This is a genomic window from Maricaulis parjimensis (genome assembly GCF_016817355.1).
Lineage (GTDB): Bacteria > Pseudomonadota > Alphaproteobacteria > Caulobacterales > Maricaulaceae > Maricaulis > Maricaulis parjimensis.
In genome coordinates this window covers 20,988-33,767 of sequence record NZ_JADOTT010000003.1, presented here as the reverse complement: position 1 = coordinate 33,767, position 12,780 = coordinate 20,988, and the positions used below count along the sequence as shown (strand labels likewise).

Annotated in this window: 8 protein-coding genes; 3 read left to right on the top strand and 5 right to left on the bottom strand. The window is 63.8% G+C overall.

Annotated features, from left to right (window positions below):
* Positions 1-18: 18 nt before the first annotated feature.
* The 5 genes from I0K07_RS05880 to I0K07_RS05860 all read right to left on the bottom strand — a co-directional run bounded on the left by I0K07_RS05880 (position 19) and on the right by I0K07_RS05860 (position 7,156).
* Positions 19-441 (bottom strand): secondary thiamine-phosphate synthase enzyme YjbQ, encoded by a 423-nt coding sequence (locus I0K07_RS05880; RefSeq protein WP_203291913.1) that lies wholly within the window; start codon positions 439-441, stop codon positions 19-21.
* 97 nt (positions 442-538) lie between these two features.
* Positions 539-2,641: an RNA polymerase sigma factor RpoD gene (gene rpoD, locus I0K07_RS05875; RefSeq protein WP_203291912.1), complete on the bottom strand. Its 2,103-nt coding sequence runs from the start codon at positions 2,639-2,641 to the stop codon at positions 539-541.
* 53 nt (positions 2,642-2,694) lie between these two features.
* A complete protein-coding gene (gene dnaG / locus I0K07_RS05870) occupies positions 2,695-4,518 on the bottom strand; it encodes a DNA primase (protein WP_203291911.1) in 1,824 nt (607 codons plus the stop codon).
* 103 nt (positions 4,519-4,621) lie between these two features.
* A complete protein-coding gene (locus tag I0K07_RS05865) occupies positions 4,622-6,601 on the bottom strand; it encodes a beta-propeller domain-containing protein (RefSeq protein ID WP_203291910.1) in 1,980 nt (659 codons plus the stop codon).
* Between the two features lie 87 nt (positions 6,602-6,688).
* Positions 6,689-7,156, bottom strand: a complete 468-nt coding sequence (locus tag I0K07_RS05860; protein ID WP_203291909.1) for a GatB/YqeY domain-containing protein — start codon at positions 7,154-7,156, stop codon at positions 6,689-6,691.
* Between the two features lie 368 nt (positions 7,157-7,524).
* Here I0K07_RS05860 and carA point away from each other — a divergent pair, with 368 nt between their 5' ends.
* From carA to I0K07_RS05845, 3 genes are all read left to right on the top strand, one after another.
* On the top strand, positions 7,525-8,697 hold the full coding sequence (gene carA, locus I0K07_RS05855; protein WP_203291908.1) for a glutamine-hydrolyzing carbamoyl-phosphate synthase small subunit: 1,173 nt from the start codon (positions 7,525-7,527) through the stop codon (positions 8,695-8,697).
* Between the two features lie 180 nt (positions 8,698-8,877).
* Positions 8,878-11,016 (top strand): ABC transporter substrate-binding protein, encoded by a 2,139-nt coding sequence (locus tag I0K07_RS05850; protein ID WP_203291907.1) that lies wholly within the window; start codon positions 8,878-8,880, stop codon positions 11,014-11,016.
* Between the two features lie 118 nt (positions 11,017-11,134).
* Positions 11,135-12,592, top strand: a complete 1,458-nt coding sequence (locus I0K07_RS05845) for a metallophosphoesterase (RefSeq protein WP_203291906.1) — start codon at positions 11,135-11,137, stop codon at positions 12,590-12,592.
* Positions 12,593-12,780: the final 188 nt, after the last annotated feature.

Sequence of the window (12,780 nt, the reverse complement as noted above, 5' to 3'; positions counted from 1 at the left end):
CGGCGCCCCCGGCCGGGCCTAGCCACCCATATGCAGGACAATCTCGCGACGGTGCGGCCGCTCGCGATGCTCGAACAGATAGAGCCCCTGCCAGGTCCCCAGCAGCAAATCCCCCGCCTCCACCGGTATCCCGATCGAGGTCTGGGTCAGCGCCGCCTTGATATGCGCCGGCATGTCATCCGGCCCCTCCGTCGTATGCCACAGCCAGGACATGGACGGATGATCCGCCCCCGGCACCAGCCGCGCAAAGAACTCATTGAGATCCCGCTTCACATCCGGATCTGCATTTTCCTGGATCGTCAGCGAACAGGACGTGTGCCGCACATAGGCCGTCAGCAGGCCCGCATCCATTTTTGATTCGCGAACGAAGTTTTTTGCTTCGCGTGTGAACTCATAAAGGCCGGGGCCGGTGGTGTTGATGTGGAGGCGATGGAGGGGCATGGGGGATTTGTGCGGTGGTTTGCAGGGTGAGGGCAAGCCACAAAAAAGCCGGCCCAAAGGCCGGCTTTTCCATGTCTCAAATCCCGAAAGCTCCGGATCAGTTGTCCAGGAAGCTCCGCAGCTTCCGCGAGCGGCTCGGGTGTTTCAGCTTGCGCAGGGCTTTCGCCTCGATCTGGCGAATACGTTCGCGCGTCACGCTGAATTGCTGGCCGACTTCTTCCAGCGTGTGGTCGGTATTCATGCCGATACCGAAGCGCATGCGCAGGACGCGTTCTTCGCGCGGGGTCAGGCTGGCGAGCACACGGGTCGTGGTTTCGCGCAGATTGGCCTGGATGGCGGCGTCGATCGGCAGGACGGCATTCTTGTCCTCGATGAAGTCGCCCAGATGGCTGTCTTCCTCATCGCCGATCGGCGTTTCCAGCGAGATCGGTTCCTTGGCGATCTTCATCACCTTGCGAACCTTCTCCAGCGGCATGGCGAGCTTTTCAGCCAGTTCTTCCGGGGTCGGCTCGCGGCCGATCTCGTGCAGCATCTGGCGGCTCGTGCGGACGATCTTGTTGATCGTCTCGATCATGTGCACCGGAATACGGATGGTGCGCGCCTGGTCGGCGATCGAGCGGGTGATCGCCTGGCGGATCCACCAGGTGGCATAGGTCGAGAATTTGTAGCCGCGGCGGTATTCGAACTTATCGACGGCCTTCATCAGACCGATATTGCCCTCCTGGATGAGATCCAGGAATTGCAGGCCGCGATTGGTGTATTTCTTGGCGATGGAGATGACGAGACGCAGGTTCGCCTCGACCATTTCCTTCTTGGCCACGCGGGCCTCGCGCTCGCCCTTCTGGACGGTGCGCACGATGCGGCGCAGATCCTCGATCGGCACGCCAGCACGCTGGGTCAGATCGGCGAGTTCGTCACGGATCTTGCCGGCATCCTCGGATTCCCGCTCGATGAAACGGTCCCAGGCCTTGGACGTACCGGCCATGCCGGACGGCCAGTCCGGGCTCAGTTCATTGCCGAAATAGCTGTCCATGAACTGCGCGCGCGGCACACCATGGGCATCGGCCATGCGCAGCAGCTTGCCTTCCAGCGACATGCGTTCCTTGTTGATCGCATAAAGCTGTTCGACCAGGGCTTCGATACGCGCATTGTTGAGGTGCATCGTATTGAGCTGCGTCACGATGGAGTTCTGCAGGCCCTCATACTTCTCGCGGGACTGCTTGGTCAGGTCCTTGCCCTCGATACGGGCGGCCACCAGCTTGTCCTGCAGCTTGCGGAAGGCGGAGAAGTCGGACGCGATGCTGTCCAGCGTCTCCATCACACCTTCGCGAAGCTCGGCCTCCATGGCCGAAAGGGAGAGCGACGCGCCGTCATCATCGTCGTCGTCATCATCATCCCCGTCCTCGGAGCTTTCGCCATCGCCGTCCTCATCCTCGTCATCGGAGGATTTGGCGTCGTCGGATTTTTCATCCTCATCGTCGGACTTGGGCGCTTTGGCGTCGGTCGATGCGGTCTCACCGCCCTCGCCCTCTTCACCGTCCTCATCGTCCGCGGCTTCGGCCTGCTGGCCGCCATAGGTGGCATCCAGGTCGATGATGTCGCGCAGAAGGACTTCGCCTTCCTGCAGCTCGTCCCGCCACACCATGATGGCTTCGAAGGTCAGCGGGCTCTCGCAGAGGCCACGGATCATCGCATTGCGGCCGGCCTCGATACGCTTGGCAATGGCGATCTCGCCCTCGCGGGAGAGGAGTTCCACAGACCCCATCTCGCGCAGATACATGCGCACCGGGTCATCGGTGCGGTCGGCGGAGGACGGCGTGTTCTGGCCGACGACGGCGGTCTTGCCGCTGGCGGCGACAGCCCGGCTGTCGCTTTCCTCGTCATCATCGCTGTCGTCGTCATCATCATTGCTGGACGAGGACTTGGCCTTCTTGCCGCTGTCGGCATCATTATTGTCGTCATCGACATCGGTCTCGCTGTCGACGACATTGATGCCCATTTCCGACAATTGGGCGAGGACGTCCTCGATCTGCTCGGAGGAGAATTCCTCGCTCGGCAGAACGGCGTTCAACTCGTCATGGGTCACATAACCGCGCTTCTTGGCGGCTTTGACCATGTTCTTGACCGACTGGTCCGTCAGGTCCAGCAGGGGACCGTCCTGGTTTTCCGATGCGTCGTTGGCTTCGGCAGCTTTGCTCATTTAATCGTTCCTTGTCGCGCCGCCCTTTGGCGCAATGGGAATTTAAATCCGTATCAGGACGGCTCGGACCGCGATGTCTCGCGCAACCGGATCTCCACCAGTCGTCTCACGCTTTCCGAATCTGCCCTGTCAATTTCTTCATCGAGCCGGGCGCGTACTTCTTCGCGCCGGCGCTGTGCCTCACTTCGTTCCATATAGGCAGAAGCAAGCCGCATCCAAGACTCCGCACGCGTCCGCGCTGAGGCTTCATTGCCGCCCAAAACTGCCCGCATGGGTCCCCGTTCCCCGTCCAAACGCTTTAATATTGCCGCAAAACCGGCTTCGGCCAAGAGGGCCCGTAGCGTGTCCGGGGGCACAGACTGCCCAGAAGAGCAGGCGTCTAAAACGGCGTCCCGCAGACTGTCAAGCGAACCGAGGGGCAAAAGCGCCAGCGTTTCCACCTGATCGAGGGCGATTTCGGGGTGTTCAATCGCCGCCAAAAGCAGGATTCGCGCATCGGCCGCGCCCGGCGCCGGGCGCGCGGCGCGCTTCAGATCCGGGCTCGCACCCAGCCTGGGCAGGCGTCCCGGGCCCTTGCGGTTATAGGTCGAGCGCGGACGCGACCCGAACAGGGCCTCCATGCGCGTATCGAATTCGCGCCGGTATTCTTCCTTGATGTCGCCATCTGCAATTTGTGCGACCAGGCCGCGGATGCGGCGGCGGAAACCGGCGCGACGGTCCGGATCATCCAGCGGCTCAACGCCGACTTCACGCTCCCACAGCATGTCGGCCAGGGAACGGGTTTCGGTCAGCATGGCGCGCAGCGCATTGGCGCCGTCCTCGCGCAATATGTCGTCCGGATCCTTGCCTTCCGGCATGAAGGCAAAGCGCAGTGTCTTGCCTGGCTGCAGCAGCGGCAGGGCCCGGTCGGCCGCCTTGAAGGCCGCGGCCCGGCCGGCCCGGTCGCCATCCAGGCACATGACCGGCTCACCACCAGCACGCCAGAGCAATTGCAATTGCTCTTCCGTGATCGCTGTGCCCAGCGGGGCGACACCATGCTCCAGCCCGGCCCGGGCCAGGGCGATCACATCCAGATAGCCCTCCGCGACGATGAGGCCGCGAATGCTTTGCTTGGGATCACTCGCTGCCCGGCGGGCTTCGGGGAAACGGTAGAGGACCGAGCCCTTGTGGAAGATCGGCGTTTCCGGCGAGTTGAGATATTTCGCCCGCGCTTCCTTGGACAGGGCCCGGCCGCCAAAGGCGACCAGACGGCCGCGCGGGTCGTGGATCGGGAACATGATCCGGTCACGGAAACGGTCATAGGGCGAGCCATTATCCGGCTGGATCAACAGGCCGCACTCGATCAGATCGCCGACCGGTGCCCCCGCTGTCACCAGTTCGTCCTTCAGCCCGGTCCGGCTGTCCGGCGCGAAACCGATCCCGAAACGTTTGCAATCCTCACCCGTCAGCCCCCGGCTCTTGAGATATTGCCGCGCCGGTTCGCCATGGGGTCCGAACAGGGACCGCATGAAATGGGCCTGGGCGGCCTCCATCCACTCCACCAGGGATTTGCGGTGGACCTGTTTCTCCGCCGCCTGGGGATCCGGCTCCGGCAGGCGCAGACCCGCCTCCCCGGCCAGGCGCTCGGCCGCCTCCATGAAGGACAGCCCCTCCATCTCCTCCAGCCAGGTGAAGATGTCGCCATGCTTGCCCGAGGCGAAGCAGTGATAGAAGCGCTTCTCATCATTGACGAAGAAGGAAGGCGTGCGCTCTTTCTTGAAGGGCGAAAGGCCGGCGAATTCACGCCCCTGCCGTTTCAGCTGCACGGTGCGGCCGATCAGCTCGGACGGACGAATCCGCGCCTTGATCTCGTCGATGAAATCCTCATTCAGCCGCATGAAACGCGTCGAGCCCACTCAAGTCCGGTTGAGCCCGACATGATGCACGCGAAACGGCCGCGGGTCGATTTAAACCGGCAGACGGATGTCATCCTGCAAGCCCCTAGGGCTGAGGTGCCGGCACGGACGGCACGGATGGCGCCGGCGGCGGACGGAAATCCACCCGGCCGATCTCCTCAATCCGCTTGTCGCCGACCTCGCCCTCGATCAGCTCATAGCCCAGCAGGGCAAAGATCCGGTCACGCAGGAAGATCGGTCGCGCATTGCCATACCAATCCGTACACGAGACCAGACAGCCATCGCGCGATCCGCTGCGGGTCAGGCGCGATTGCAGGCGTCCGAACCGCTCCAGCGCGCCTTCCGTGCGGCGCAGGAAGACCATGTCGGCACCCTGGCTGTAGCCCTCGCCCTGGGTCATGACGGGCAGGCCCAGCAGCCCCTCCCGCAAACTCTCCGAATCCGCATCGGGACGGTAGAAGAACGCCTGGCTGCGGCTTTCCGCTTCCGACAGGCCGGCCAGGGTGACCTGGCTGAACAGGCTCGGCGTCTCTCCGGACAGGTCGATCGTGGAGAAGACCAGTCCGCCATCCTGGCCGACGGCGACGGCATCACGGCCCATCACCTCGATCCGGCTGATCCGGCCACCCAGTTCAAACGCCTCCACGGCACCGCCATCAAGCGGTACGGCGGCCAGCGTGCCGTCGGCATCCGCGACAGAGAAGAAGAGCCAGTCGCCAACATAGCGGTTCCGGTCCACGCCGCGCCATCCGATGGTCGGCAGAAGGCGATAATCCTCCGCCAGCGCTTCATCATCTCCGGACCCGAAACGCTCCAGCGGCAATTGCAACAGGGCGGGCTGGCCTTCGGAGAATTCCGGCGACCACATCCAGTCCCCACCGCCATGCGGTGCGACCAGGACATTCAGCCGGTCCGCCTCGGCATGGAAGGAAAACTGGTCGACCGGCATGCCGCGAACCTGGGCGGCAGAGGGTTCGCTGCCATCCAGCGGAATGCGGTAGAGCATGTTTTCAGCGCTCGCATACCAGCGCTCCCCCAGCCAGACATAGACGGCATCCCGCGCCACGTAGAAAGTCCGCCCCGACGGGCCCATCACAACCGTGGCCGAACAGTCGAACCCGCCATCGGACAGGTCGCAGCGCGTCACCGTGTGCAAGGCATCGACGCCATCGAACCCGTAGTCCTTGATGGAGGGCGGCAGATAGACATCGCTGGCCGTGACCAGGCGCTGATAGGTCAAATCCTCGCTCTCGCCATCCCAGACGGCCATGCCCGGCAAGAGGTCCAGCGCACTGTCGGCGCGCCAGTAATAGGATGGCAGAGGCGTGTAGAAGATCAGTGTTTCGCCGATCAGGCGGGAGGCGTAATTGCGGCTGGAATAATAATCATCCGAGCGCAGATAATGCGTGTCCACATAGCTCAGCGCGCCGCTCTCCGACATTTCGAAGCGGCTGATCTCGGTGGCGCCGAACATGTAGTTGAAGCCGATCACGATGATCGTGCTGCCCTCAACCAGCATCTCGTCATACCAGCCGTCCGGGTCCTCGACACCCGGCGGGAAGACGTCGATCCGGTCCACCGCCTCGATCGCGCCATTGGCCGTCGACAGGGTGAAGAGCCGGCCGCGGCGCAGCACGATCAGGAAATCGCCAGCATTCTTGACGATCCCGCCCTCATCCACGCCGAGGACCTGGGTATTGGTGATGCTCTCATTCTCCGGCCCGCCCATGCGGGATCCGGTGACCACAATTTCTTCCACCCCGGCGATCGCATCCGAACCATAATCCGCTGACGGTGGCGGGGGCGGCGGAGGTGGGGGCGGAGGCGGCGGGGATGGAGGCGGCGGAGGCGATCCGTAGACGGGTTCCGGCTCGTTCGGGACCGGACCATCAGCCGCATCACCCTGCTCACCCTCAAGAAAGGCGATCAGTTCCTCATCATCCTGGAAACTGTCGAGACGCCCGGAGGCGGGACCCAGCGTGCTGCAGGCCGACAGCAGCGCGCCAGCCCCGGCCAGAACGCCCATCATCAGCCAAACCGGCCGCGTGCGAATCCGTTGCGCCATTCACCCCCCCATTGGTTGCCTAACGGAGAGGAGCAGAGCGGGCCGGAGCCCGCAAGCCGGATTCTTGATTTTCTTGAGGTTTGGCCTCTAGGCCGCGCCGGCCAGGAGGTGTTTCACCTTGGCGCCCGCCTGACCGAAATCCATACGGCCGGCATAGCGGGTTTTCAGCTCGCCCATGACGCGGCCCATATCCTTCAGGCCCGACGCGTCCAGCTCGCTGACCACGGTCTCCGCGGCCTTGGCAATCTCGGCGGCATCCATCGGCTTGGGCAGGAATTCGCGCACGACATCGGCTTCCGCGCGCTCCGCCTCGGCCAGATCCAGACGACCGGCCTTTTCATAGGTCACAGCGCTTTCCTCGCGCTGTTTCACCAGCTTTTGCAGGATCGCCATGATCTCGGTTTCTTCACATCCGGTGCAGCGATCTTCGGCGCGCGCCGCGATGTCACGATCCTTGATGGCAGCGGACACGAGACGCAGCGTGGACAGACGCGCTTTCTCGCCGGCCTTCATGGCGGATTTCATTTCCCCGGTGATCTGTTCACGAAGAGACATGATTGAATTGATCCATTCTGGCTGCCCTCTGGCAAGCCGTTCGAAATTTTTCGGTGTGCAGAACTTGGCTTTCGCGCGAATTCTTCAGCGCTTGGGTTTCGAGCGTATTAAGGCCTGTTCCTGACATCGACTCCGGCACGCGATCCGTGCCCCCGAAACGAGGGGCGGGGAAATAGAAGCATGTCAAAAAAGAATCAAGTGCTAATCATTCTCCCGTCACAAAGCGTGATCGAAAAGCCGGCATGCATTCCTGCAGGGATTGACCGCGCCCCACTTAGGGACTAGCGAAGCGCCCGTTTACCCGGACGGAGCCGGACGCCGATTCTGATCGCGCGCCGCCCGCCACCCGACAGGCTCTGGAGACCGCCATGACGCAAGACACCCCGACCCAAGCCACCGGCGCGATCGCACTGGCCAGCGGAGAGGTTCTTTTCGGTTATGGCGCCGGCGCCACGGGCACCTCTGTCGGGGAAATCTGCTTCAACACGGCGATGACCGGCCACCAGGAAATCCTGGCCGACCCGTCCTATGCCGGCCAGGTCGTCTGCTTCACCTTCCCCCATGTCGGCAATGTCGGCGCCAATGGCGAGGACGAGGAAGCCGCTTCGGACCCGGCCCGCAAGGCCGCTGTCGGCATGGTCTCCCGCGCCACGATCACCCCGCCGGCCAATTGGCGCGCCGAGGTCAGCTTCGACGAGTGGCTGCGCAATCGCGGCATTGTCGCCCTGACCGGTGTCGACACGCGCGCCCTCACCCGTCGCATCCGCGAAAAAGGCATGGTCATGTGCGCCATCGCGCATGATCCCAACGGCAATATCGATTTCGAGGCCCTCAAGGCCGCCGCGGCCGGCGCCCCGACCATGGAAGGCCGCGAACTGGCCGCCGATGTCGCCCGCACCGACAATACCGACTGGAATGAAGGCAATTGGACGCTGGGCGAAGGCTATGCCGAAGGCCCGGAAGACGGCCCGCGCGTCGTGGTTCTGGATTATGGCGTGAAGGCCAACATCCTGCGCCTCCTGGTCGGAGCCGGCGCCCGCGTCGCCGTCCTGCCGGGCAAAGCCAGCTTCGAGGACATTAAGGCGCTCAACCCGGATGGTGTTGTCGTCTCCAACGGTCCGGGCGATCCGGCCGAGACCGGCAAATACGCCCTGCCGACGATCAAGGCCGTCGTCGAAGCCGGCATCCCGACCCTGGGCATCTGCCTGGGCCACCAGATGCTCGCCCTCGCCATCGGTGCCAAGACCGCCAAAATGCCCCAGGGCCATCACGGCGCGAACCACCCGGTGAAGAACCACGAGACCGGCCAGGTCGAGATCGTCTCCATGAATCACGGTTTCGCCGTCGACGGTTCCACCCTGCCGGCCAATGCGGTGGAGACCCATGTCTCCCTGTTCGACGGTTCCAATTCCGGCTTCAAACTGACCGACAAGCCCGTCTGGGCCGTCCAGCACCACCCCGAAGCCTCCCCCGGCCCGCAAGACAGTTTCGGCGTCTTCGACCGTTTCGTCGGCGAGCTGAAAGGCAAGGTCGAGGCTTAGGATCCGACTTTCCTCCCCATTCCATGGGGAGGTGTCCGCGAAGCGGACGGAGGGGCGGCGAAGCCGTAATCGGCGCTGTCGCGCCACCCCTTCGACCCGATGCTCCGCATCGGCCCACTTCCCCATGGGATGGGGAAGAAAACATTGAGCCCCGCTCCAAAATCGCGCCATGCTCCCCGCATGCTTTCGCGCCGCACCCTTCTTGTCGCCTCTTCCGCCACAGCCCTCGCGGCCTGCGGCCGCTCCGGACCGCCCGCCGATCTCTTCCGTGTGGCCCTCAGCGGCCTGCCAGACAGTCTTGATCCGGCGCGGGGCGAGTTTGCGGCGGCGGCGCTGGTCTACAAGCAGATCCATGCCGGGCTGACCGAGTACGGGTCGGATGGCGGGCTGGCCCCCGGCCTGGCGGAAAGCTGGGACGTCTCGCAGGACGGGCTGAGCTGGACTTTCCGCCTGCGTGAGGGCCTGACCTGGTCGGACGGGCATCCGCTCACCGCCGAGGACGTGGCCTGGTCGGCGCGGCGGATTGTCGATCCGGCTGAGAGTTTCGCCATTCTGGGGGATTTCTACGCCGTCGCGAACGCCCGCGCTGTGCACCGCGGCGAGCTCGCCCCCAGCGCGCTGGGCGTTGAAGCACCGGACGACCGCACAGTCGTCTTCCACCTCGACACGCCGTTGGGTCTCTTCCCGATCCTGATGCGCGAATTCTATCCCTTCCCGCGCCATGTCATCGACCAGGTGGGCCTGGACTGGGTCCGCCCGGACCATATCGTCACCGCTGGCGCCTATCTCATGCGCGAGGAAAGCCAGCTCCACCTCCTCATGGAGAAGAATCCGCGCTTTTACGACGCCGACCAAGTCGCCATTCCCGCCATCCGCATCGATGCCGTGCGCGATGATTCCACCCGCGCCCGCATGTTCCGCGCCGGCGATTTCGACCTCGCGGAAAATCCGCCGGCCAACCAGATCGGCTTCCTGCGCGAACGCCTCGGCTCACGCTTTCAGAGCTTCGACGCGCCGATCCTGCGCTATCTCAAACCCAATCATGCCCGGCCGGAACTGGCCGATCCCGCCGTGCGCAAGGCGCTGTCCGATGCGATCGACCGGGATTTCATCAATACCAGCTTCTTCAACGCCACGGCCTCACCCACGCATTCCGTGCTGCGCGGAACCCAATGGCCGCCCTCCCGGCTCAACCCGCCTTTGGAGATTGGACGTCCGCTGGAAATCCGCACCACGACCGGCGTGAATGAGCAGATCGCCATTGCCATTGCCGATGACTGGAACCGGATCGGCGTGGAGACGGAGATTTTCGTTTCCTATCCCACCGATCTCTACCAGGCGATCGATGCCGGCGAATTCGACATCGCCGTGGCCAGCTATAATCGCGGGCTGAAGGCGGATCCCTTCTTCATGCTCGACCCCTTCGCACCGGGCGGGTTCGCCGACAATTTCGGCTTTGCCGATCCGGAATTCGCAAACCTCATGCAGACCGCCCGCGAAGAGAGCGACCCGGCCACACGCGGCGCCGCCTATCGCGCCGCCGAGCACCGCCTGCTCGACCTGCAAGCCGTCATCCCCCTCCTCCACGACCGCGCCCACTGGCTGGTCGGCGAACGGCTGGGCGGAACGCGCTCCGACGTCCAGCCCATGTTGTGGCGAAACCTGAATCTGGAAGGCCCGACCCTGATGACTCACGCCGCCCTCATGCGTTCCCGCTGGCTGGACCATGCCCGCGCCGCCGGCCTTTCCGAAGACCCGACCCTCGCCGACGCGTTGATTGCCGCCTATTCCGAGCCTCACAGGCATTATCACACCCTCACCCATGTCGCGGACCTGCTGGACAAGATCGACGCGCACGCAGCCAGTGACCCGGCCCTGCACCGGATGCGCCTGGCGGCCTGGTTCCATGATGCCGTGTACGACACGCAGGCCAGCGATAATGAGGAACAGAGCGCGCAATGGGCCGAACGGGCCTTGCCGGCCATCGGGGCAAGCGCGACGCTGACCAGGCGTGTCGCCGCACTGATCCGGGCGACAGCCCACCATCAGGAGGGCGGTCAGGATGAGGCCGACAATCTCTTCCTCGACATCGATTTCTCCATCCTGGGCAGCGAAGCTGACGCTTACGATGCCTACGCCGCGCAGATCCGGCAGGAATATGCCTGGGTCAGCGATGCGGATTTCCGGGCCGGACGCAGTGCCTTCCTCGCGGCTGCCGCCGAGGCGGACCGCACCTTCCTGACGGAAACATTCGAGACCCGTCTGGGCGAAGTGGCCCGCGCCAATATGCAGCGCGAACTGGACAGTTTGCGGGACTGAGCCCCTCACCGCCCACGTTAAAGTTGTCTATATCGACACCGCCATCTAAAACTCATACCAGCAAGGCCGTCGCTGCACGGCCCCGGTCCGGAAACGGATCGACATTGGGGGGGACCAGATGGCCCGGACTTACACGCATATGATCGGACTGACCCTGTCGGTCAGCCTTTTTGCTTTCACCGCCTGTTCGGAAACACCCGGCGCGTCCGAGACCGCGCCAGCCATGGTGGAAGCCGAAGCGCCCATGGCGCGCACTTCCGCACCGGTCGAAGCGATGGCCATGGCGGAGCCGGCCCTGACGGATGTCATGGCCGCAGATGCGGCCGCACCGGCCCCGTCCGGCGGCTCCTATTTGGCCCTGTCGGACGTCCACCTTCTGCCGGACACGGCCGGCTGCAGCAGCCATTACTGCGAGACCACCCTCACTTTCTGGGACCAGACGCAAGTACAGGCCCAGGCCGTTGTCGCCAGCGCCAATCCGGATTTCATCATCTATCTCGGTGACATGCCGACCCACAGCTCCGAGCCCGCCGGGACGCGGGACACGATTTTCGGACATGTGCTGGACGGGCTGGCCAATATCGCCACCGGCACGCCGATCCCGGTTCTCTATCTGCCCGGCAATAACGACACGCTGGGCAGCAATGCCATGATGGGCGGGCTCAATGATTATTGCCCCTTCACGGAGGCCGGTGAGACCGTCTTCAACTCCGCCTCTGATCCGGCGGCCTGGCCCGTCGTGAACGGTGCCGCGGACATTATCGACAGCACGCATCTGGCCGATGGATATTACGCGGCCCGCATCCCGGTCGGTTCCGGCGGGACGCCCCTTCGCATCCTGGCCCTCAACACGAATATCTACACCACCCATTATACCCAGTGCAGCCAGGCGGCCGCGTCAGCCGGCTCCGTCCAGCTGGACTGGGTGGCGGCCCAGCTCTCCGAAGCACAAAGCGCTGGCGAGGCCGTCCTCCTGGCCATGCATGTCCCGCCGGGTCTGGATGGCTATCGCTCCGCAGGCCAGACATCGCCGAATACGATGTGGGACCCCGCCATGACTTATCAGGGCAGCGATACCAGCCTGCAGGGACGCTGGATGCAGGATGTCATGCTGGACCTGGTCGCCCGCCATGAAGCGCAGATCACCGGACTGATCGCGGGGCATACCCATCTCAACGGCATCCGCCGCCTGCATGCCTGCGACGCCGCCTCCACCATCACCGAATTGCTGGTTTCTGTGCCCGGCATCAGCACGGACCACCACAATAACCCGGCCTTCAAACACATCAGCCTGGACGCCGCGCTGCAGCCCGTTGGCGTAACGACCTTTGTCACCACGGACTGGACCAGCACACCCAGCTGGACCTCTCCGGTCAGCTATGACTTTGCCACCAACTACCCCAATACCGCCCCGGCCGGTTCCAGCCTGCTCGCCCAGATCGACAGTATGAGCGACACCGACCGCCAGCAGGGCATGCTGCGCTATCTCTATGCCCGCGAAACCCATAATGGCGGCGCGCCCATCCCGGACCCGGGTTTCTTCATCGACGCCATGGATGTGACCTGCCGCAACTAGACCGCGACACCGCCAGCACGACCCAGGAAATCCGCCCCGGTAATTCAAGATAACCGGGGCGTTTTTCTTTTTATTTCAGAGACTTTCGGGATTACACACGAAAAGGCGCAGTTTCCCCCTTACCTTCCCGCCGATTCCGCGATAGGTACCCGCTTCAGCACCAAAACAGAGCCACCTGAACGGCATCC